Below are 21,983 nucleotides of genomic sequence, written 5' to 3' on the forward strand. Positions count from 1 at the left end.
TTCAAGACGCTGGCTTATTTGACGGTTACATAATAACAACAGAGAAATGCGGTAACACATCATTTGTTGTTGTATTAATAAGCATACCGGTAGATCTGAATCGGGACAAAGACGCAGAATACTTTTCATCATATTTTACATAAATACTCAAATCATCTTTTTCGGCGATTTTGGCTTTTATTAACTCACCGTTTGTGATTGTTTCGTACGTTTGACGAGTATATTTCAATTGAGGATCATCGCTGAATTCATTAAACAACAATTGCTCTAACGTTTTTGCTTCAATTACATATTCGATTTTAGGGGACTTAACAGTTACCGTCAGTTGGCCGTTCATAATAGCAAGAACAAAGTTTTTAATAATAGCAACGGCAGTAAGTCTTTCCCAATCAGTATAATCACTTTTCTTGAAACCGACAACAGCAACATCTGTTCCGATTTCAGAACGTTTAAAAACATCCATTTGCGCAATTGGACAATCATCGGAAGGCAAAAGCGGTCTTCCGGTATAATCGTCAATTAAATATAGGTATTTACCGATAGGTTGAGTTGGTCGCATAGTACCGTTGTATTCTCTTTGAGTTGTAACTAATCGAGTTACTCCTTCGAATGCTCTACCACCGTCTTTTGCTAATGTATTATAAAACACTAAGTTTAAAGCAGAATAGGCAAAAGGAGCATTTTTTCCGATACCAAAGCTTCCTGCGCTATTGTCATTTTGTTTAATTGAGATACCCTCTGTATTAACCAGAAGATTCCAAAAAGATTGTTCGTGTGGTAATGCATTAACACCGTTCAATCCAACCGTGTTAAAATCACTCATTACAAGCATTGGAATCGTTTCACTATCTAATGCTGTTTTTATATTCGATAGAAATTCTGTTATTGAAGGCGTACATAGAGGACTGTTGTTCCAATATTCAATACTGCTATCTACCGCTTCTTCATAGCTTTTAAACATCGGATAATCACTTTTATTTACATCAAATAGTTCAAATTTTACTTTCACAGGATTATCAGAGGGGAGAGAACTATCTTTTGCATCAAGAGAATTTTGACAGATTTCTCTTGCTAATCCATCCATTACGCCGCTTCCCTTGAACATAGTAATAGCAGCAATATTGTTACCGCTTTCATTTCCGGTGCCCAATAAAGGAAAATCCCAGCAGATTTTTCCCACAAAAAACAACTCCTTATTTTAGTGTAAATTTCTCATCTTTTGCATCTATGCCCATAAAACGATTTTTAGTGATTTTCAGCTCTTTTTCAAGAGCGGAAAAAATTTGTTTTACGTCTTCCTCGGTGTATTCGTAATTTGCTTTACTGGAACAGTTTCCCAGCAACCGCATCATTTCAAGAATTTTATTAGTTCTTGCTTCTGCTATACGTACAAATCTATCTCTTTTTGATTCCATAATTATAGTCCTCCTTTTATATCCTGACATTATTATACATAACGCGACATATATTGTCAATATATTTGCTGAATATTCTTAGAATATATTTTATATATCAAAATTATAGTTAAAAATAATAATGCAGCAGCCAAGATCACACTTGTCTGCTGCATTATTATTTTGATATATCATAAAGTATTTTCGCAATATTATAAATAACAGGTACACATACTGAATTGCCGATTTGTTTGTAAACGCTTTTCAGTGATGTCTCGGCGATATTGAAACTTCCAGGGAACCCCATCAACGCTAAACACTCATCAGGTGTAATGGTGCGGATTCCGTAATTGTCTTTTATTATGGGTACTCGATCATACCAAGTGCCCATATTTGCTTTTAGGGTAAAACAGATGCCGTCTTTGCTGGATTGTATCCCATAGTCTGAGAAACGATAGATTTGATTATCATCGATAATAGCCTTAACCATTTTATTGTATTTTGCTGTGTTTTCGGGAAGATAAAAGCTATCATCAACTTTGACAGTTTTATCAATAATATCAAATACACGTTTTTTCAATCTAACCTTTTCGGGAAAATGATAGGATTCACATTGATCAACGTTACGAAATGCAAGAAGATATGTTCTGGTGCGATGTTGAGGAATACCATAATCACAAGCGTCGGCAACTATATAGCGCAGATAATATCCTCTTGATACTAACTCGTTGTGAATTACATTAAATGTGCGTCCCTTGTCGTGCTCAACAAGATTAGCGACATTTTCAAGAAAAATGATTTGCGGATTAACGGCATCGGTAATACGCATTATTTCAAAGAACAGGTTGCCTCGATTATCAATAAAGCCTTTTTGATTACCGCAAACCGAAAACGGTTGACAAGGGAACCCCGCAGTAATAATATCAACCTTTTGGAGTGAAGAAGTGATCAACTTCCGAACATCGCACTCAAACATAGTTGTTTCGGTGAAGTTTAATCTATAAGTTTTGCAGGCATCGCTGTCTATATCATTTGCCCACACAATTTCAAATCCCGCCTGTTGAAATCCAAGGTCAATTCCGCCGATTCCAGAAAATAAGCTACCGATTGTCATTCTGTGATTTTTGAAACCATTTCAGGTGTTATGACACTTGCTGCTGTAATAACATCTACCTTACCTGGGGCCATAAAGCATTTAGTTTTTAAATTCGTAATAAATGAATCAAAAGAATCGTCTGTTGTAAGTATAGCTTGGTTTAATCCCAATAAATCGCCGTTTTTAATTTTTCTTGATACAGTATTTGCTTCTTGTTCATCCATTGTAAACAGATAATTTTCAGCTTTTCTATGAACATATTTTAGAGCAACTGCTTCCAGATCGGCTTGCTTGTATCTTTCTCGTAAACTTGTCTTCAAACTTAATGCAATTGGTCCTTCGGCTGTATAAAGAACTGCATCAAATTTTGCGTTAGGAACAAATGCTACTTGAGCCTGAAGATGAAGTGGCAGAATACCCTCTTTCACTAATAATGATGAAATAATTAATTCAAATATAATTCCATTAAGAGAATTATTGTGGTTAATATTTGCTTGCGTGTATTTATCCCAACAATACTTTACATACTCACTCGCTGACATAGTGTTAGTAAGAAAATCAGGACAAATGTATTCGTTAAATACATTGTACCCTTTAGTCTTTCTTTTAACAATTTTTAGTTTTTTCAGCATAAAAATACCTCATTTTATGAATCTAATTTGAAGATTTAATTTCAAATAGTATTTATTATTTTCTTTATATATAGTTCCGAACTGATGGCGACTGGTACTTGCAGTTTCAAACTTGGTGTTTTGGAGCAAGTAATTTTCAAATTCATTGTGATTGAAAAGGTGATAGCACAGCACTTCGCCATCTTCTCTTACAATTATATATCCTCCTGTAGCATCGGCTATTCCGTCCCAAGTTTTTCCGGGTAACATACCGAGGGCACATTCCGAAAGCATTCTTTTGAATTTATATGAATAGAACGGATGACCGTTTGAAAGGTTGTAATTCAAAGGATTTGTTTCTGTAATACTGTTCAGCGAATCAATTACTTTATTCAAACCGGAGCTATAATAGCTTTTGAGCATATATCCGCATATTTTCGGTAAGTCTCCGTCAATCAGCATTAGATTACCTTCAAACACAGAGTTTTCCATTCCGACATACTCTATATCACAAGCGTTATTATGCAAAACGGTAAACTTGTCTTTGAATTTCTTGGAACAGGTATTAAAATTACTCATAATCTCATCGTTGATCGGTCCGTTAACTTCAAAAATAAAGTTTGTTGTTTTACCAGCGTTAATAAGCGTAGACGGACCGCCGAGTCTTGATTTAATACTAAATCCCTGTACCGATTCAAATCCGGAGTTAATATCGTGAATCTTGATTCTTATGTCAGCTTTGTCCTCAGATGGAGCTTTGAGTGAAGAAATTCCTAAATTATCCAAAAAAGCTTCTGTATCTCTCAACGAGAAAGCGCCCTTCGTATTGTTTTGCGATTTGGTGATTTCAGAATAAAGCTTGTCAGCAGCTGCTTTAAACTCTGTTACCGGCATTGTTCCGAGAACGCTTTCATCGGTTGTATTTATTATTGTAATGGTGTCTTCGCTCTGATTAACTCTAAATTCCAGTTTTCCAATGTTTTCCTGACGTAGTATTTTTATAATGTTATAAAATACGTCATTCATTTTGTTGAGATTTTCATCGGCTGCGTATAGTTTTCCTATTTCCAACAATCGGAGGAAAACATATATTTCCGACCATTCGCCTTTATTTCCTGATAAATCGGGTTTATATGTTCCGTCTGCCATTTCAAGTACTTTTTTGATCTTTTTGGCGATTGCTTCAATAACAGGAACTGTTACGCTGTTTCCGAGTTGTTTGTATAAATGAGTATCAGCCAACGGTAAAACGAAATCATCGGGATAGCCTTGTAAACGAGCCCATTCACGAGGCGTCATTTTTCTGATTCCGTAAGGATTGATTTCGCCTTTAATATTTGTGGTGGGAACGAGCTTTTTTTGCCTACTGTCTGTAACGAGATTTCTCTCTCTGCCCATACCACCGCATACTATTGCGCCTGCAACATCATCCCAATCTCTTATCTCATATCCAAAGCCGTTTCCTTTGGATTCGTGACGTTTTTTGTGAGCAATAAGGGTGTCCATATATTTGCTGCTCAAATAATACTTTGCCGGAACAGCTTCTTCTTCTCTGATATCCCAAAGAACTTTTGAGCTATCGGTGGCTTCGGGAAATATAAAATTCTTAGGTGCGATATCATTTCGAAAAGCAACAAGATAGATTCTTTCTCTGTTCTGTGGTACTCCGAAATTTCTACTGTTAAGAATTTTATCAAAGACTTTATATCCCAAATCTTCAAAAGTTTTCTTTATAATTTTATAGGTGCGTCCTCTATCGTGAATAGTGAGTCCTTTCACGTTCTCACAAAAGATCACCTTTGGCTTATGGTAATCGCAGATACGAGCCACATCAAGAAACAATGTGCCTCTGCAAGTGCCTTTATAGTCATCATCAAATCCCTGCTTACGACCGGCCATACTAAACGCTTGACACGGGAAACCGGCAAGACAGATATCAAACTCAGGGATTTGACTCTCATCTATTTTTGTAATATCTCCGGCGATTTCAAAATCGTCGTCAAAATTTGCCCGGTAGGTTTCCTGTGCCTTTTCATCCCATTCGCTAACGAATACTGTTTCTATTTCATCCTTGAAAGCACGGTCGAACCCTAAACGGATTCCGCCTATGCCAGCGAACAAATCGATTGACTTATAAACCATAATTCTTACTCCATTCAATATCCGATAATCAATATTCCTTTTAAAGGAATAGAAAACTTATTACTGGCATACATAGCATCAAAAAATTCGCAGACTTTTTTGTAGTCGTCATTCTTTCTGTACAGTAATCTTACTGCGATGCATAGATAGTCGGCGTCGTCCATACAACACGATTCAAAGAAGTCTTTCAGAAACTGATAGTTTGTTACTGCTCTGCCGGCTTCAACTTCAATAACAATATTATTACTTGGATTAAATGCATCTGCTTCAAAGTTTAGTGATGGTTTACCGCATTCGCCGTATAATACAGGCATTTTGATCTTATCTTCGTCACGCTTACTTTTTTCAACGGAATATCCAATCTCTTCAAGTCCATTTGCTATCGAATGCAATACTTCATCGCTTTTTAATTTGTGTTCAGACGAATTAATATGATTGTTGTTACGATTAAATACATCAATAACTTTAAGTAAGTCATCTGTTATTCTTTGGTTTCTCGGAAAATATGACCACTTCATTTTATACTCCTAACAGCTGCTTCTATTTTATCGGCACAGCCTGATAAGTCTTTTTTGATCTCATTACCCCAAAATCTTAATACTATCCATCCCTCGGACGTGAGCTTTTCGGTTACCTCACGATCACGTTGCATATTCTTTTCGATTTTAGGTATCCAAAAATCACGATTGGACTTAATCTCTTTGTTTTTGTTTTCCCAATCATATCCGTGAAAGAACTCACTGTCACAGAATACGGCAACTTTTTTTCCGATAAAGGCTATATCGGGTTTCCCGTAAACGGTTTTAGCGTTTTTTCTGTATCGTAAACCTCTGTGCCATAATTCTTTTTGCAGCATAGTTTCAATTTTGGAGCCCTTGTTTTTTACCGCTTTCATATTACGGCGACGTTGCTCCGGAGTATGATTGTCCATCTATGTCACTTCTTGTCAGTTTATTATTATATTTTATCATATTTGAATGGCCTTATCAACCTTTAAATATGATGATTTTGCGTCTGCTTTTCGGCAGGCGTTATTTTTTTGCAAAAAATTTTTGAAATAGACTTAAAATTTGACCTCTCCCATTGGGTATAGGTGAAGGGACAATATTTTTTTGAAAGAAATTTTTCACGTATGGTCATATTTCCCTTGATTATTTTGCATTAAGGGTGAGGGGATTATTTTTTAACGAATACATCTATATCCCGATAGAACAAAAGAAGAAAATATTTTTTCTCAAAATGGGGTAACAAAATCCGCTTCCCAGTGGGTAATAGTGAAGGGATACTTTTAAAACTGAATATTGCACAATAACAATGCACTGAATTTGTGCAATGCTACAAAGATTTGTAAACAGACTTCAAAAATGACCTCTCCCATTGGGTATAGGTGAAAGGGTTATTTTGAAAACTGAATACTACACAAGATTTTAGATAGCTTTTGTGCAAAGAGCAACTTGTAAAAAAAGTTTTCAGAAAACACCCTAACAAAACACATCATTTTGTCCATATAGGTGAAGGGCATTTTTGAGGTGATGCTCGCCAAAACAAACTTACAATTGAATAGCTGCCAAGCGAAGGATAAACCGCCACGACCTCTACGGAGCGAGCGCAGCCGAAAGGCTGACGGCACAGCGTCGAGTAGGATTGCCTGTCAGGAAAGTACGCTTTGGCAGCGCCGACATACAGCCTACCAAAAGCGCTATTGGAAGAACGATTTTTATGCTGTAGCTTCTGAGCAGCCAGGTAAGCACAATAAAAACCGCCATAGCGCCCATAAACCAAGCGTAAGAGTCGTAAATATCCAGCACGGCGAACTGTGGATTTTCGCCGAGGAACAGCTTTAAAATAGAAGTAAACGCCCTCAGCACAATTCCTATCGCTATAAAGGCTATAACCTTGTCCTTCGGAAACTTTGTATCCTTATCCATAGGCTTTAAAAACAGTCCGCTTACAAAGAGGAACAGCGGCATATGGAAGGAATATATCAGGACGTACAGGCTTTTTTCAAACTGGTTTTGATTTGCTCCCGCGTGTGTCAAAAAGTCGATGGCGTGACCGATTACAACCAGTATTATCGCCAGACATTTCACATTGTCAAAAAGGTAAATACGCGGTTTTTCCGTGTGTTTTTCAAGTCTTGCAGAACTCATTTTTGTTACCTCACATTTTTAACTACTAGTCTGTTTCATCTAATCTTGGGGGATTGCCACGTCGCTTGCGCTCTTCAGGGTGACGCGGGATTTCATACTCAAATAAATTTACAAAGACGGTTCGCGGATTGGATGCAACGTCACGTTGTTGCCTCGTATTTTGCTCTCTCTCCGCCGATGTATTTCGGGCGCGTTCTCGCGGCGATAATTATGGCGCTTCCAATATGGTCAAGGCTCAGCCTTACCGGTACGGCGACCCTTTTAAGGTGCATACCGATCAGCGTTCCGCCTATGTCAAGCCCCGCGTCTGCCTTAATCTCCTCAACCATCATCGGGTTTTTAAAGGTTCTGTAAGCAGTCGTCGCGAACGAACCTCCTGCCTTGGGTTGGGGCACTACGCAAACCTCCTCGGCAAACGGCAGAGCCTCGCGCTCAACACAGATAGCGCGGTTAAGGTGCTCGCAACACTGCGCGGCAAGGTAAATTCCCTTTGCGTTTAAAACCTCATAAATTCCGGCGAAAACCGCCTCAGCCGTTTCAAGGCTCGAGTTGTGTCCTATAACGCCGCCGGCAACCTCGCTTGAGGAGCAGCCTACCACAAAAATATCGCCCTTTTTCAGCGCGGCAACCTCGCACAGCTCCTCAGCGGCGCGCTTTGCCTGCGAATATATTTCAGTGTTCATATTATCATCTCCAAATGTATTATAACACAAATATAAAAAATGGCAACGGTTTTTGTGACAAAGGCGTTTGCGCCGTATAAAATAAATTAAGGCGCGTTCGGGCAATTCAAATAATATTCCTACGCGTCCGAATAAGCCTTATAAACAAACAGCGCCGCTGTAAAAGCGACGCTGTTTGTGTTAAGGAAGAATTAAATGCTTTACTTATTCTTAAGCTTCTTTTTTGCCCTCGAGAAATCTGTAAACAACAGCCGCGAATGCCGCGCCTACAAGAGGACCTACGATGAACACCCAAAGCTGGCCGAGGGGAGCGGCGTTGCCGTTGATAGCCGCTACAATTGCAGGGCCGAAGCTTCTTGCGGGGTTAACTGATGTGCCTGTAAGGCCGATGCCGAGAATGTGAACCAGTGTAAGTGTAAGACCGATTACAAGACCGCCGAAGGAACCGTGCTTAGCCTTCTTTGAGGTAACGCCGAGAATAGCGAATACAAAGATAGCTGTCAGAACAGCCTCAACAACAAGACCTGCAAGTCTGCTGCCGCCTACGCCTGCAAGGCCGTTTGTGCCAAAGCCGCCTGTCTGGTCAACAATGTGGCCTTTCCAGAATACGAAAGCCAAAATACCTGAGCCTGCAAGAGCGCCGAGGCACTGCGAAATGATGTAGCCGATAAAGTCCTTAAAGGAGATGTCTCCGTTGATAAGGCAGCCCAGCGAAACCGCGGGGTTAATGTGGCAGCCTGAGATATTGCCTACGCTGTAAGCCATTGCAACGATAACAAGGCCGAACGCAAGAGCGGTAAGAATGTAGCCGCCGCCGTTTTTAGCGTCGCAGCCTACGAGCATTGCTGTACCGCAGCCCATAACTACAAGAACCAGTGTGCCGATAAATTCGGCAATGTATTTTTTGATAGATTCCATATTTGTTCCTCCTTTGAATATGGATTATATTTCTGTAAAATAAATATACCATATTTTTTAGTGGAATGCAATACTTTTGCCGATTTTTTGTTGTCATTTTTGTAACCTTTTATAAGTCATTTGCTCCAAATCAGGCTCGAAAAAAACTGCTCATAGGCGTCGTCCCAGCCCTCAATGGCGTTAACTCCGCCGCCGTTTACGCTCCTTAGTTTTGCGTCGTTTTCATTTAAGCCCAGCGCCATAAGCTCGCCGGCGTTAATTTTGTAGCCGAGGCTTAAGGCAAGTTCGCAAAAATCCTCTACAGGATTATCTGTTTCGCGCGTTTTAAGCAGAGCCGCCTTTAAGCTTTCGTCGCGCTTTGCGTCAAAAAGCAGGCGTTCAAGCTCGCGTTCAGTCATATTATTCCTCCTTTTAAAACGAAAAATGCCCGACAAACCGTCGGGCAGAAAACGTTATTCAATTGCGCTGTCGAGGTACTCCATAAGCTCCTCGTCGTCTTTCTTTTGCTTATCCTTTACAATAAAGAACGCGGTGCAGGCAGCGGTAAGAGCCGCAAAGCACTATGGGATTTCGCTCTCGGAGTATCTGAGAAAGGTCGGTTTGAACAAAAAGCTGACCGAAAAACCGAGCCAAAAGCTCTATGAAGTGTACGCTTCGGTGAACGATTTGCGGAACAATTTATATCCGCTTGACGGAAGAATTTTGGAGAGAAAACTCTCGTATATCGAGCAGAAAATTCTTTCCGCTTACCACGAAAGAGAGGAGGATGACAGCGGTGGCGACGACAAAAATCTGGGCGGTTAAGGACAACTTGGAGCGCACGGTGAACTATGCAGCCAACCCCGAAAAGACGGTTGATTCCGATTTGAAAAAGGCGCTCCGCTACGCCGGAGACGAAGCAAAAACGGAAAGCCGCTGCTATGTAACAGGCGTAAACTGCAACGCTGAAACTGCCTTTGAGGAGATGAACGCCGTGCAGGAACGCTTCGGGAAAACAGGCGGAAACGTCGCCTATCACGCTTACCAGAGCTTCAAAACAGGCGAGATCACGCCGGAGCTTTGTCACGAAATCGGCGTTGAGTTGGCAAAGAAAATGTGGGGAAACGAGTATCAGGTGTTGGTAGCGACACATCTGAATACCGGTACGCTGCACAATCATTTTGTCGTTTGCAGCACTAATATGTGGACGGGCAAAAAGTTCAATTGCAACGAGGGCGCTTACTGGAAATTCAGAGCTCTGTCGGACAAGCTGTGCGCCGAACACAATTTGACCGTCATCAAAAATCCGTCGGGCAAAACGCCGAGGAGCATTTACTTTGCGGAGAAAAACGGCGAGCCGACGACGTTCAATCTTATGCGGAAAGCGATTGATTTCGGTATAGAACGTTCATACAGCATATCAAGTTTTGACCGTGTAATGAAAAACCAAGGCTTTATTGTCAACACCAATCCTCGGCGAAGATATTGGACGATTTGCTCCGTAAACAGCAACAAGTCTGTGAGAATGTATCGGTTGGGTGATGAATATACAAACGAAGCCATCCTCCGCAGAATCAAGATTCACTACCAGCAGTACGGCTACAAGCACTTTGATGGATATCAATATTCCAGAGTCAGAATGAGAGATTTTAGACCAAAGAAAATCAGATACCGTGGCAGTTTCAAGCTGCTCAAATGCTTTAGCGGTTTATACGCCAAATACCTGCACTATATGTTCCTGATGGGTAAGTTACCAAGGTGGAATCAGCGCAAACCGCTGTCGCTCGAGATGCGTGAAGCGTGGCGGCATTTGGACAGATTTTCACGGCAAGTGACGTTGGTTTCAAACAAAAAGCTGCAAACGATTGACGATGTAAAATCCTTTATAGCCGATACCGATAAGGAGATTAATGAAGTCATCGAACTGCGTGAGAAGGTGTATAACAAGCTGCGCCGCTGCGATGACGACGACAGAATCAAGGAACTGAAAAAGAGCCGTGACGATTGCACAACGCTGTTGCGGCAGCTCCGCCGGGAAAAGAAAATCGCCCTCACGATCATTGAGGACGAACCGAAGATCAACGAAAATATTAGCTGTGAAATTCAGGCGCAAAACCTCGCAAGAGGACGGAAACCAAATACGAGAAAGAAGGTGTATGAGAGATGAAAATAGCAATCAACAAGCTTCATCCGTTCTATAATCATCCCTTTAAGGTGATTGATAACGCAGAAATGGATGATCTTGTTTTAAGTATAAAGGAGCAGGGCATTCTTACTCCAATCATAGTCAGACCGCTTGAAAACACAAGTGATGAATTTGAAATAATATCGGGACACCGCCGGTATCGTGCCGCCCAATTATTAGGGCAGAAAGAGGTTGAAGTTAGCGTTCGTTTTGTAAATCGTGACGAAGCCGCCGTAATGCTGGTGGACAGCAACTTACACCGAAGCAGAATTCTGCCAAGTGAAAAAGCTTTTGCTTATAAGTTGAAGCTGGAAGCATTGAAGCGTCAGGGAAAGAGAAGTGATTTAACTTTGTCGCAATTTGCAACGAAGTTGGACACCGCTTCCGTTATCGGTCAGGACGCAGGAGAAAGTCGGGATACGGTTTACAGGTATATTCGATTAACCAATTTAATTCCGGAACTTTTGCAGTTGATGGACGATGAGAAAATCGCTTTTTCTGTCGGTGTGGAATTATCTTATCTTTCCGAAAATCACCAGCGCAGATTATTTGAAATCATCGAAAGAGACAACTGCACGCCATCGTATTCTCAGGCATTCCGAATGCACCGTGCGTTTAAGGATAATTGTCTGGACAGCCGTTTGCTCGAAAGAATTATGTCCGAGGAAAAGCCCAATCAGCGTGAAGTTCTAAAAATCTCGATGGAGAAAGTAAGGCGTTTTGCGCCCAAAGCCAGCAATACACAGCTCGAGGATTTTGTTATAAAAGCCTGCGAGCATTACAGAAGATATTTGAATAAAAACCGTGACAGAGGGAGGTGAATATGATGACCGACAAGGCTTATGAAATGTTTTCCGATTACGAAGATGTCGTAACAGTTGACGATGTTATGAAGATGCTTCATATCGGTAAAAATTCAGTGTATGATCTGCTGAAGAATCACAGAATTGAATCTATAAGGGTAGGAAGCAGATATGTGATACCTAAGAAAAGCGTTATCAATTTTCTTAACATATAAGTTCATTTAATCCGCACATTTGATGTTTGAGAGCCTGTTGTGCTATTCTATATACACAGCGGGCTTTCATCCAAATGAAAGGAGACACTTTGAAAAACACAACTGAATTATTCGCTGAATACTGTGACGTCGTATCGGTTGACGATGTTACGAAAATGCTAAAGCTCAGCAAAGTAACTGTTTACAAGTTATTAAAATCCGGCAAAATCCGAACTATCAAAGTTGGCAAGAGATACATTATCCCAAAGAGATGTGTTTCGGAATTTCTTGAAAGCTGTTAGATAGGAGGATAAATTGTATGGATAAAACAAAAGAAGCTTTTGCAGAGTATAAAGACGTTGTCACAGTATGCGAGGTAATGGAAATGTTAGGTTTGGGAAGAGTAGCTGTCTATCGCTTGTTGCGTGAAGGAATCATCCGCACAATCAGGGTAGGCAAAAAGTATATCATTCCCAAGCAGAGCATTATCGACTTTATCTCAACAGGAGAATCATTTTTTAGAAAGGGTTAATTGTTTTGGAAGGAAGCTTAATAATAAAAGGCAATTACTACTATGCCAAATTTCGTGTCAACGGCAAACAGAAAATGATTGCCACTAAGATACCCGTTAAGGGCAACAACAAACGCCGAGCAGAGCAGAAGATGAAAGAAATCATTGAGAGCTATAAGGATATCAATCTTGAATGCGACGATGTTCTCTTTACCGACTTTCTCGACAAATGGCTGAAGGGTATCAAGGGAATCATAAAGCCCTCTACGTGGGAATCCTACGACAAGACCGTGAGCGGCAAGCTAAAGCCCTATTTTGAGTCAAAGAGATACAAGTTCAAGGATATGAAGCCGGAGGTGTTCACCAAGTATTTTGTGTTTCTCTCTCAACACGGTAAGTCAAACGGAAAGGGCGGATTGAGCTACAAAACGGTCAAAAATATCCGGGGAGTGTTGTCTTCGGCGTATGAATACGCTCTTGAGAATCGCTACGTTAACGAGAATCCGGTATTAAGGAGCCGTATGCCGTCATTTCCGCACAGTATCAAGAAGGACGTTCCTGAGTACAACGCACAGCAGGTCAGAAAGCTCCTGCTTTACGCAAAAGAGCACGAGAGCCATATCTACATATTCCTGCTTTTAGCGCTCTATACAGGGCTGAGAAAGGGCGAATTGCTCGCCCTGACGTGGGATGATGTAGACTATGATAAAAAGCTCTTACGGGTAAACAAGAGCAGAACAGGCAGTCGCAAGGACGTGACAATGCAAATTACAACGCCGAAAACGGCGAGCAGTAACCGCAAGATTCCGCTCAATGATACCGTTATGGAAGCACTGAAAGAGGAAAAACAACGGCAGGAGGATTATGCCAAGCTGTTGGGCAATGGCTACGACAAAAGTCACAACTTCATTGTCCGCACCGTTCTCGGAAAACCGTATGTCAACCTCAGCGCAATCAATCGAGTGGTAAACCGTCTGACTGAAAACGCCGGCTTGTCGCATTGTACGATCCACGGCTTTCGTCACTCTGTGGCGAGTATCCTCGACGATAACGGCGTACCGATTCAGGACATTTCCGTTTTGCTCGGACACGAAAGCGTACAGACCACCGAGAGGATTTATATCAACCGTCGAAAGACCGCAAAGGAGACGACGATAAACGCTCTCGACAGCGCCATAAATTTGAACATCGCATAAAGGTGGTATAATTTTTGGTAGAATTAAAAGAGAAAAGGCTTCGGAAATCGCTTTCCGAAGCCAAAAATTGATGGCAGGGGCAGAAGGACTCGAACCCTCGGCACGCGGTTTTGGAGTGCTATTTTTAACTTTTTGTCATTTTTTGCCATCTCAAATAATCGCATAGGTAAGCCATTTTTAGCACTTTTGATTTTTGTAACTTCTCGTAATTTTGACCGTTTACGCGGTAGAATAAACGGTCAATAAACGGTCACCCGAGGGGCAAAAAAACAACCCTATTTCATAGTGTGAAAACTGCTGTATATAATACTTGAATTTATCCACAATTTATTATTGCTATAATTTATTATTGCTATGTGGAAAATATAGAAGTATGTTTATGTGTGGTGTTTGTATATCCTTTCTTTTCTCCTTTAGGCTCTATATTCTCACTACAGCAGTTTTATTATTATGGTGGGGAAGTTGTACCCATAAAACCACAACACCCCATACAAGGCAAAATAAAAGGAATTATAGTTCAAATATAACTTGCCTTATGATTTTATTGCTGTATAATGTATATAGGAGAACGGCTTAAGCTGTTCCACAATTGAAAAACTTTTTATTATTTAATAACCGTCTTGCAATTGCAGTGCAGGGCGGTTATTTTTTTATATCCGGTACTTTTACAAGCAATAAATAAACCACCCTATACAGCAGTATAAATAAAATGTAACACACCTAAGAGATATTTACAAATCTTAGGTGTGTTTTGCTTTATTTTATCCAATTTTAGGGGAGGGGGGGTCACACGCGTAAGATGTGTGTTTTTTCAAACTCTTGCACCGGTATCTATTGAAAAATATATGTGCTTTTGATTAGGGGGGATATGTTTACTGCTGTAAGTATAATTTATTATTTTGCAGTCAACTGCAAAATTAATAGGAAAATTATAGGGCTGTCCTGCTGTATCGGTGGGGCGGTCTTTTTGTTTATATCTGCTTTTCAAGTCGGCAACTGATTTGTACAAGTTCACACTTGATTTCATTGAGTTTATAAGCCTTTAAAATCTCAATACTTTCAGCAGTAGAAACACCACAAACAGATTTGATTATATCTATTTGTTGGTTAAATTCTTCTATCTGTTTCGCAAATAAATTGTTATTTATCATTATTAAATTCCTTTCCTTTCAATATTGTGGTGTATGTGAAAAGGTGTATAGCACCTAAATTCTATATATTATATAAAACTAAAAAAAAAAATAAAAAAATATAATTTATTATTTTTTATATTCTATGGTATTCTATTAGAAGTTACATACACCACATACACTAAATATTAAGTAATACAGTATTTATCTAGGTTATCGAGGGTGTAGGTAGGTAGTGGAAATGTATGCACTTTTCATACACCACCTACACCAGAATTACACTTTATTCAACATATTTATAATAAGTGTCGATTAATTAGCCTTTCAATTTCACCGATATTTAAAGGTAAAAAATACTTATAACCTTGTTTTGTTCTTTTTTTGTTCATATCTTTGTAACTTTTTTGTAACTTTGAAAGAATTGTACCTACTTGTTTGGCGGTGCAATTACCTAAATTTTGACTTCTTATACACATAGAAATTTCAGCAGGTGAATAATAATTCCACAGTTCAACCGACTTATTAAAGTCTAGTAAAGATAATACTTCCTGTTCAAAAGGTAACTCGGTTTTGTATTCTTCATTCTTCGCGTTAAGTTTTTGAAGTTCAAAGTCAGCAAGCCTAAAAGAATTATTATCCTTTTGGTATAGGTTTTCTATATAGCCCCACATATTGAATATATCTTCCTCAGTTAGCTTGTGCAATTTTTCCTTATCAATGAAAGTGATAGGAATTACCCAAAACCTGCGGTTACCGGTAGTATCCTTTAGGAACTTTTCCTCGTTCACAGTACCACAAAATGAAGTAGTACGGGGGTTAGTGGTAAAGGTAGGGGCATAGGGTAGCCTAATATTATCGAATGATTGAGTAATAAAGGCTTTTAGTTCTGCTTGTTCCTTTTTCAATGTACTGTCTAGTTCCCCAAGTTCACATATCCAACCACTTAACGCGTTTATTATGGTATCTTTATTCCTAACATCAATAGAGGCACCCTCTATAAACCATTCCCGTTTACCTGCCAATTTACGGAAAAATGAGGTTTTCCCTTTAGCTTGTAAGCCTTGAAGAACGAGAACACCTTCCGCCTGTACAGGATTTTCCGTTGTGTTATGTGCAAGTGCCACGCATTGTATAAGCCACTTTCTTAATAACTCTTTTTGTAAATCGTCAGTAAGATTGAGAATATTATATATCTGCTGTAAGTAGCTTTCATTATCGTTCTTATATTTCTTTAACATATCTAAAATAGGGTTGTACCTATTTTCTAATGCTAAATTATTTAGATAATTAGTTATCATCTTTAAACCGGTGGGAAGTCCTGTAACTTCGTTTTCTTTGCATATATCATAGAGAATAGTAGGCAATACAGAAAGTTGATTTTCTCTAGGGTAAGGGGATAATAAATCACTTTTAGAAAGTTCTATTTTTCTAGTTGCTTGATTGTAACTAATATCAATATAATTTTCTATAAGAATATCCCTTATAACATTTTTTGAAAGTGGTTTACCATAGTAGGGGTGTAACTTCTGTACCTCGGAAAAATATTTTTTCCTTTCTTCTTCCTGTTGTTTCTTAATTCTTTCCTTTCTTTTCCTTTTCTCTTGCTTGATATGGTTCAAAAACTCGGTTTTACACTTCTGTTCTTTTGCTAGTGGTGTAAGTTCATAGTCCACTAACTCTCTAAACATATCATCATTATCAAGATTAAAGATATAGTCAAGAACTATCCTGTCTAGTACATTAGATTTAGCTACAATATACATATCATAAAGAGGGAAAATGTTTTCTAATTTTCCGCCTAGATACTCAATATAATTTTCTGCTAAATCTTTTGCTTTTTCTCCTAATACTTCTATGTAGTCAATATTAACCGTTCCTATCGGGTCAACTTGTGGCAGTTCTTTTCTTTCTTTTTCTTCCGCCATTGTGCCACCACCTTAATAAACCGCCCTAATGCCATTTACAACACTTACAGCAGTATTATTATTTTGCTTGAATTTCTCTGCTGTAGGGTTTTGTAAATACTCTAGTACAGTATCTAGGTTAACTAAATACTTCTTGCCTGCCTTAACACGAGGAATAACACCGGTAATAGTTAGTTGTCTTAGGTGGTATTCTGTTACTGCAGTATGTGGGTCAAGTTCCCTGATTTCATTAATACATTCCTTTATAGTTCGCATTTTAGGAACTTTTAAAGGAGTTACATTGTTATAATTAGTCATAATAAAATTCCTTTCTATAAAAAATAAAAATTATTGAAACACCTATAAAATAATGCTATAATCAACTTAAAGGCTATTCAATAATAGTCTTTGTTTCTGATGTACCGCTGTTTTGATTTGGAGTTATGACAGCGGTTTTCTTTTATGCAGTAGGATATTATTCTACTGCTTTTTCTTTTGCCAACTTTTCAATAATGGTAAGAATTTTGTTTTGTTCTTCTGTTGGCAGTTCTTTTCTTAACTTCCTAGAAAAGTTACTATCTAAAATTCCTAATTCATCAGCAACTTCCCAAAGAAATACACCTTTATTTTTGGCGGTTTGCTTTATTATAGAATTTTTCTTTTGCAATCCTATAGTCTCCTTTCTTAACAATATTGTTATGTTATAATAGTTAATAACAACTATAACAATAATTATTATATATACAATGATAAAATTTTGCAAGTGGCTTATTTTAAAAATCTTGACATTTAATTATTTATGTTATAGAATGATAACAACAATAATAATCATTATTAATCAATAATAATTAATTATAGTCAAAAATATTCAATTTATGAGGTGTAATATGGATATAAAAATTTTTTGTGAACGATTAAAAAAAGCAAGAAAAAACAAAAATTTAACTCAAAAAGAGCTTTCTTCATTATCGGGTGTATCTGCTGTAATGATTTCAGCATATGAAAATGAAAATGCAAAAACCGGAAAAAACCCAACATTAGAGAATGTTTATTTATTAGCCAAACAATTAGGTGTGTCTATTGATTGGTTATGTGGTTTGTCTGATAATAGTGGCAATGAAAAGAAAAGTGTTGACTCAACATTTGATGAACTTATGCGGTCACTTAAAGATTTAACCAAATATGGGTATTTTACTGTTAATAATAACGATTATTACGGTATTGCTTGTTGTCAGTTTACTAAAAATTTTGCATATGATTTCATAAATGAATGTACAAAAATTATTGAGGTAGAAAAAGTTGGACTCCTTACAGATGATATGAAGGCAAACCTATATAACGGTTGTTATGAAAGATATGCAAACATTACTGATAATGATGTTAGAAAATTTCTTGATGAAAGTTATTATAAAAAAATGTATGAAGATGATTTACCTTTTTAAAGGTGGTGATGTAAGTAATGGCAACAATAAAGAAACGCAAGGATAATTATTTAATTACTGTTTCCCTCGGTTATGATGTAAACGGAAAGAGAATAAGAAAGTATCTAACCTATACACCAACAGCCAAAACACCAAAGCAGATAGAAAAAGAGGTAAAGAAACAAGCTGTATTATTTGAGGAAAAGTGTTTGAGCGGTCAAGTCCTTAACGGTAATATGAAATTCAAAGATTTTGCAGTTATTTGGTTTAAAGACCGCAAGAAAGATTTAAGACCTAAAACCTATGAAAGGTACTTGACTTTATTACCTCGTATAAATCAAGCTATCGGGCATTTATCGTTGTCAAAGATACAGCCCCCACACCTACGCAAGTTCTATAAAAACCTTGCAGAAGGCGGAATTAGACTTGATACTAAATACAAGCTAAATATTAGCCTTGATGATTACTTAAAGGAAAATAACTTGACTACTGCGGAATTTTGCAGACGGTCAAACCTTCCTAATACTACAGTTATTTCTATCCGGAAAGGGAACAATGTTTCTAAAGAGAACGCGGAAAAGGTGTGTAATGCTTTAGATATGGCACTAGAAAATATCTTTACTGCTGTAGATATTAGTAAACCACTAGCAGACGAAACAATAAGACACCACCACCGTTTAATATCTAGTATTTTAAGTACAGCAGTAGAATGGGGATATATTTACTCTAACCCTTGCGAGAGAACTAAACCGCCCAAAGTAGCACATAAAGACCCTATTTATCTTGATGAAAAGCAATGCCAAATACTATTGGAACTATTAGAACACGAAACACCAACATATAAAACATTGATACACTTGTTATTAATGGAAGGTATGAGAAGGGGCGAGTGCTTAGGTTTAAAGTGGTGTGATGTTGATTTTGATAACCACACTATGAAGATATGCAGAACTATTCAATACACTAAGGAAAATGGAGTGTATGAGGACGAAACCAAGAATAATAGTTCTAATAGAGTTATAGCATTATCACATAGCATAATGCAGGAACTAAAGGACTATAGACGATACCAAACAGAACAACGGTTAAAAGTAGGGGATAGGTGGAAGGATAAAGGATATATCTTTACTAATGACTTCGGCGAACCCCTAAACCCTAATACTGTTTCTAGTTGGTTTAGTAAGTTTATGAAAAAGCATACCGACCAACTACCTTATATTACTTTGCATAAGTTAAGACATACCAACGCAACATTACAAATTGCTTTAGGTACACCAATTACAACAGTTGCCGACCGTTTAGGACATAGTACAAGTTCAACCACAGCGGATATATACGCACACGCAATACAAACAGCCAATAGAAAAGCTAGTGAGAAATTAGACTCTTTACTATATGGGAATAATAAAAAGAATATAGGGTAAAAAAATAAAGGTTTTGACTAAAGAAATTTTTTTCAATAGTCAAAGCCTTTTAATTATTTTTGATGATTTTTTATAATTTTTTATAGTGTTGGACGGCAAACGGACGGCAACCCGAGGATTTTTGCATAAATTTGGTTGAATTAGATAAAAGAAAAAACACCCAAAAACCGCATACCTAAGCCGTTTTTAAGGTGTTTTGTTTGGCAGGGGCAGAAGGACTTGAACCCTCGGCACGCGGTTTTGGAGCGGCTCTGACGTATTACAGCTCCATACCAAGAGGTGTTTTTTGTGAATAGTAGACAATAATTGCTCTGCCGCATTTGTTAATAGTTACAACATATTTCAGTTGTTTTCAGTTTCATCTGATTTTTTTATTGTTTTTTGCCGCCATTAATGGTGGAAACGAAACCGACCAATAATCATCTATTGAAGTATCCAGCCAAATATATTATGTTTCTATAATATACTTTAAAAACTAACTTGTCCATAGTTTCTTTCAGTGCAAGAATATAATCTCCTTCTTTATCTCTTATTGCTTTGGCAATTTCAGTTTGTGTACCCATTGCGTCAATCGTCACAATACATCCTTTTATCTCCAGCATTTCAAGAAGTTTTGGAATCGCTGTTATTTCGTTGCTTTTTTCTTCACAGGCAAGCTGACCTATTACAAGACCGTGTTCGGCTGAAAATGGGTGAGCAACGGAAGGCTGACCTCGTTCTCCAAAAATAATTTCAAGAGCCTGTTTGATATGGAGGATAATGATTCATTCAAATCACATAAAAACAAACTCCCCGGAACTGCTCATACGAACAGCTCCGGGGAGCATCATTTTGGGATCATAACTTAGCGAGGTATTATCCCTCAATTGCAATATACTTGTGATTCTCCAGCTTCTTAGGCTCTGCCTTCGGAACGCAGATGTTCAAAACACCGTCCTCAAACTTCGCCTTCACATCGGCTTCTGTAACAGTATCTCCGATATAGAAGCTCCTCTGCATTGCGCCTGCGTAACGCTCCTGACGGATCAGCTTGCCCTTCTTAGCTTTTTCGTCCTTGTCAAGTCCCTTTGCGGCACTGACAGTCAGATAACCGTTCTGAAGCTCAAGATTGATCTGATCTTTCTTGAAGCCCGGCAGGTCGATCACGATCTCATAGTGATCATCATGCTCATGAACATCAGTCTTCATAATCTGGGCGGCGTGTTTACCGTACAGCTTCTTCTCCACGTCTCTGTTAAAATCAGGGAATCTGAAGAGATCGTCGAATAAGTTTTCACCGAAAATACTTGGATACAACATAGGTCAGTCCTCCTTTTTACTCGTTACATTGTTTCCATTGCTTCGAGCAAGGGGACGGAGGGTTCAGCACCCGGATCCTTTGGTGCTTCTCTGTTCCTTTGTTCTGATTATATTATAGCACTCTTGATTAGCACTGTCAAGGGGAGAGTGCTAATTTTCACACAGGTTTCATATTTTTTGACAAGAATGTCACATTGGGTTGTGAGCAATAATGCAGGTTTTTTGAATGAGTAGACAATTATGAACAAAGCCAATTCATAACGATTGTATCAAGATATTCAAAAACCCTGGAGAGATGATTATGAATAATAAAAAGTCGAAAACTTTGTCTGAGTATCCCGATGTTATATCACCAGAGGAAATAAAAGAAATACTCCGAATTAGCACAAGTGGTGTTTATCATTTGCTTCAGGCAGGAACAATAAAGTCTATAAGAGTTGGTAAAAGATATATCATACCAAAGCAAAGCATAATAGATTTTCTTAGTCTGGACTAAGCGATTATTGATTCGCAGCCTTTTATTATTATTTTTTTGTCGTACAATAATCATAGAAAGGATTGACGAATATGAAAATGCCTAATTACCATTTGTACTTAACCGATGATGAATATAGCCAAGTTATCCATTGTCTTGTGGAGCTAAAGAACAAAATGATGGAACAAGGACGATATACTGATGTTATAGACGAGGTTTTACTTAAGTTCAGTAAAGCCAAAAAAAAGAAAATAAGAATTACCTATAGATAAGCTTCCAATTCCTTAGCCTACCTACTCATTTGAGTGGGTAGGCTTATTTTTTTTAAAATTTTTTATATTTTTTTAAATTAGTGGTCATATTTTTGCCCGTTTTTTTGCATTAAGGGTGAAGGGGTTATTTCCGAGCAATCGGAAAAGTCCTTTTCGCTGAACTTTGACAACTGAATATCATTTCTTCAAGTACGTT

General features: G+C 38.2%; 27 protein-coding genes and 1 pseudogene. 11 read left to right on the forward strand and 17 right to left on the reverse strand.

What is annotated here, in order from left to right:
• Nucleotides 1–25 precede the first annotated feature (25 nt).
• The 11 genes from E5Z56_RS05315 to E5Z56_RS05365 form a co-directional block, all read right to left on the reverse strand.
• On the reverse strand, nt 26–1,180 hold the full coding sequence (locus E5Z56_RS05315) for a hypothetical protein (RefSeq protein WP_138156898.1): 1,155 nt from the start codon (nt 1,178–1,180) through the stop codon (nt 26–28).
• 13 nt (nt 1,181–1,193) lie between these two features.
• Nucleotides 1,194–1,415, reverse strand: coding sequence for a hypothetical protein (locus E5Z56_RS05320; RefSeq protein ID WP_138156899.1), 222 nt, complete (start codon nt 1,413–1,415; stop codon nt 1,194–1,196).
• Nucleotides 1,416–1,572: 157 nt separating this feature from the next.
• Entirely contained in the window at nt 1,573–2,508 is a 936-nt protein-coding gene (locus tag E5Z56_RS05325) for a DNA cytosine methyltransferase (RefSeq protein WP_138156900.1), read from the reverse strand.
• Entirely contained in the window at nt 2,505–3,122 is a 618-nt protein-coding gene (locus E5Z56_RS05330) for a hypothetical protein (protein ID WP_138156901.1), read from the reverse strand. Before E5Z56_RS05330 ends, E5Z56_RS05325 begins: the two co-directional genes overlap by 4 nt.
• A 9-nt stretch (nt 3,123–3,131) precedes the next feature.
• A complete protein-coding gene (locus E5Z56_RS11780) occupies nt 3,132–5,243 on the reverse strand; it encodes an HpaII family restriction endonuclease (RefSeq protein WP_207668589.1) in 2,112 nt (703 codons plus the stop codon).
• A gap of 14 nt (nt 5,244–5,257) precedes the next feature.
• Nucleotides 5,258–5,761, reverse strand: a complete 504-nt coding sequence (locus E5Z56_RS05340) for a hypothetical protein (RefSeq protein ID WP_138156902.1) — start codon at nt 5,759–5,761, stop codon at nt 5,258–5,260.
• Nucleotides 5,758–6,174, reverse strand: a complete 417-nt coding sequence (locus E5Z56_RS05345; protein WP_138156903.1) for a very short patch repair endonuclease — start codon at nt 6,172–6,174, stop codon at nt 5,758–5,760. The genes E5Z56_RS05340 and E5Z56_RS05345 overlap by 4 nt, the downstream gene beginning before the upstream one ends.
• 664 nt (nt 6,175–6,838) lie before the next feature.
• Nucleotides 6,839–7,393, reverse strand: coding sequence for an acyltransferase family protein (locus E5Z56_RS05350; protein WP_138156904.1), 555 nt, complete (start codon nt 7,391–7,393; stop codon nt 6,839–6,841).
• A gap of 140 nt (nt 7,394–7,533) precedes the next feature.
• A complete protein-coding gene (locus E5Z56_RS05355; RefSeq protein WP_138156905.1) occupies nt 7,534–8,076 on the reverse strand; it encodes a TIGR01440 family protein in 543 nt (180 codons plus the stop codon).
• 210 nt (nt 8,077–8,286) lie between these two features.
• Complete coding sequence (locus E5Z56_RS05360) at nt 8,287–8,994, reverse strand: MIP/aquaporin family protein (protein WP_138156906.1); 708 nt, start codon at nt 8,992–8,994, stop codon at nt 8,287–8,289.
• 116 nt (nt 8,995–9,110) lie between these two features.
• On the reverse strand, nt 9,111–9,392 hold the full coding sequence (locus E5Z56_RS05365; protein ID WP_138156907.1) for a hypothetical protein: 282 nt from the start codon (nt 9,390–9,392) through the stop codon (nt 9,111–9,113).
• 202 nt (nt 9,393–9,594) lie between these two features.
• Here E5Z56_RS05365 and E5Z56_RS05370 point away from each other — a divergent pair, with 202 nt between their 5' ends.
• The 7 genes from E5Z56_RS05370 (at nt 9,595) to E5Z56_RS05400 (ending at nt 13,862) form a co-directional block, all read left to right on the forward strand.
• Nucleotides 9,595–9,798, forward strand: a complete 204-nt coding sequence (locus tag E5Z56_RS05370) for a hypothetical protein (RefSeq protein WP_138156908.1) — start codon at nt 9,595–9,597, stop codon at nt 9,796–9,798.
• Nucleotides 9,770–11,140 (forward strand): relaxase/mobilization nuclease domain-containing protein, encoded by a 1,371-nt coding sequence (locus tag E5Z56_RS05375; protein WP_175405385.1) that lies wholly within the window; start codon nt 9,770–9,772, stop codon nt 11,138–11,140. Before E5Z56_RS05370 ends, E5Z56_RS05375 begins: the two co-directional genes overlap by 29 nt.
• On the forward strand, nt 11,137–11,979 hold the full coding sequence (locus E5Z56_RS05380; RefSeq protein WP_138156910.1) for a ParB/RepB/Spo0J family partition protein: 843 nt from the start codon (nt 11,137–11,139) through the stop codon (nt 11,977–11,979). The genes E5Z56_RS05375 and E5Z56_RS05380 overlap by 4 nt, the downstream gene beginning before the upstream one ends.
• Before the next feature lie 2 nt (nt 11,980–11,981).
• On the forward strand, nt 11,982–12,176 hold the full coding sequence (locus E5Z56_RS05385) for a helix-turn-helix domain-containing protein (RefSeq protein WP_117523227.1): 195 nt from the start codon (nt 11,982–11,984) through the stop codon (nt 12,174–12,176).
• A gap of 89 nt (nt 12,177–12,265) precedes the next feature.
• A complete protein-coding gene (locus E5Z56_RS05390) occupies nt 12,266–12,457 on the forward strand; it encodes a helix-turn-helix domain-containing protein (protein WP_232842486.1) in 192 nt (63 codons plus the stop codon).
• Nucleotides 12,458–12,474: 17 nt separating this feature from the next.
• On the forward strand, nt 12,475–12,687 hold the full coding sequence (locus E5Z56_RS05395) for a helix-turn-helix domain-containing protein (RefSeq protein WP_138156911.1): 213 nt from the start codon (nt 12,475–12,477) through the stop codon (nt 12,685–12,687).
• 5 nt (nt 12,688–12,692) lie between these two features.
• Nucleotides 12,693–13,862 (forward strand): tyrosine-type recombinase/integrase, encoded by a 1,170-nt coding sequence (locus E5Z56_RS05400; protein ID WP_138156912.1) that lies wholly within the window; start codon nt 12,693–12,695, stop codon nt 13,860–13,862.
• A gap of 971 nt (nt 13,863–14,833) precedes the next feature.
• Here the strand turns inward: E5Z56_RS05400 and E5Z56_RS05405 are convergent.
• The 4 genes from E5Z56_RS05405 to E5Z56_RS05420 all read right to left on the reverse strand — a co-directional run bounded on the left by E5Z56_RS05405 (nt 14,834) and on the right by E5Z56_RS05420 (nt 17,563).
• Entirely contained in the window at nt 14,834–15,013 is a 180-nt protein-coding gene (locus E5Z56_RS05405; protein WP_138156913.1) for a hypothetical protein, read from the reverse strand.
• A 275-nt stretch (nt 15,014–15,288) separates the two neighbouring features.
• Nucleotides 15,289–16,917 (reverse strand): VapE domain-containing protein, encoded by a 1,629-nt coding sequence (locus E5Z56_RS05410; RefSeq protein ID WP_138156914.1) that lies wholly within the window; start codon nt 16,915–16,917, stop codon nt 15,289–15,291.
• Nucleotides 16,918–16,929: 12 nt separating this feature from the next.
• Nucleotides 16,930–17,214: a DNA-binding protein gene (locus E5Z56_RS05415; protein WP_138156915.1), complete on the reverse strand. Its 285-nt coding sequence runs from the start codon at nt 17,212–17,214 to the stop codon at nt 16,930–16,932.
• A 157-nt stretch (nt 17,215–17,371) separates the two neighbouring features.
• Nucleotides 17,372–17,563 carry a hypothetical protein gene (locus tag E5Z56_RS05420; protein ID WP_138156916.1) on the reverse strand — a complete coding sequence of 64 codons (192 nt, stop codon included), beginning with the start codon at nt 17,561–17,563 and terminating at the stop codon, nt 17,372–17,374.
• A gap of 220 nt (nt 17,564–17,783) precedes the next feature.
• On the opposite strand from E5Z56_RS05420, the gene E5Z56_RS05425 reads away from it, so the two are divergent.
• Nucleotides 17,784–18,338 carry a helix-turn-helix domain-containing protein gene (locus E5Z56_RS05425; RefSeq protein ID WP_175405386.1) on the forward strand — a complete coding sequence of 185 codons (555 nt, stop codon included), beginning with the start codon at nt 17,784–17,786 and terminating at the stop codon, nt 18,336–18,338.
• Between the two features lie 17 nt (nt 18,339–18,355).
• Nucleotides 18,356–19,741, forward strand: a complete 1,386-nt coding sequence (locus tag E5Z56_RS05430; protein ID WP_138156918.1) for a tyrosine-type recombinase/integrase — start codon at nt 18,356–18,358, stop codon at nt 19,739–19,741.
• Nucleotides 19,742–20,214: 473 nt separating this feature from the next.
• Here the strand turns inward: E5Z56_RS05430 and E5Z56_RS11885 are convergent.
• Both E5Z56_RS11885 and E5Z56_RS05440 read right to left on the reverse strand, forming a co-directional pair.
• Nucleotides 20,215–20,430: pseudogene (locus E5Z56_RS11885) on the reverse strand (ISAs1 family transposase); the annotation flags it as partial.
• Between the two features lie 166 nt (nt 20,431–20,596).
• The gene (locus E5Z56_RS05440; RefSeq protein WP_138156920.1) at nt 20,597–21,040 is read right to left on the reverse strand and encodes an Hsp20/alpha crystallin family protein; all 444 of its coding nucleotides are present in this window, start codon (nt 21,038–21,040) and stop codon (nt 20,597–20,599) included.
• Nucleotides 21,041–21,341: 301 nt separating this feature from the next.
• On the opposite strand from E5Z56_RS05440, the gene E5Z56_RS05445 reads away from it, so the two are divergent.
• The gene (locus E5Z56_RS05445) at nt 21,342–21,536 is read left to right on the forward strand and encodes a helix-turn-helix domain-containing protein (protein ID WP_232842487.1); all 195 of its coding nucleotides are present in this window, start codon (nt 21,342–21,344) and stop codon (nt 21,534–21,536) included.
• Nucleotides 21,537–21,607: 71 nt separating this feature from the next.
• Nucleotides 21,608–21,787 carry a hypothetical protein gene (locus E5Z56_RS05450; RefSeq protein ID WP_138156922.1) on the forward strand — a complete coding sequence of 60 codons (180 nt, stop codon included), beginning with the start codon at nt 21,608–21,610 and terminating at the stop codon, nt 21,785–21,787.
• Nucleotides 21,788–21,983 lie beyond the last annotated feature (196 nt).

The sequence above is a fragment of the Ruminococcus bovis genome, assembly GCF_005601135.1.
Classification (GTDB): domain Bacteria; phylum Bacillota; class Clostridia; order Oscillospirales; family Acutalibacteraceae; genus Ruminococcoides; species Ruminococcoides bovis.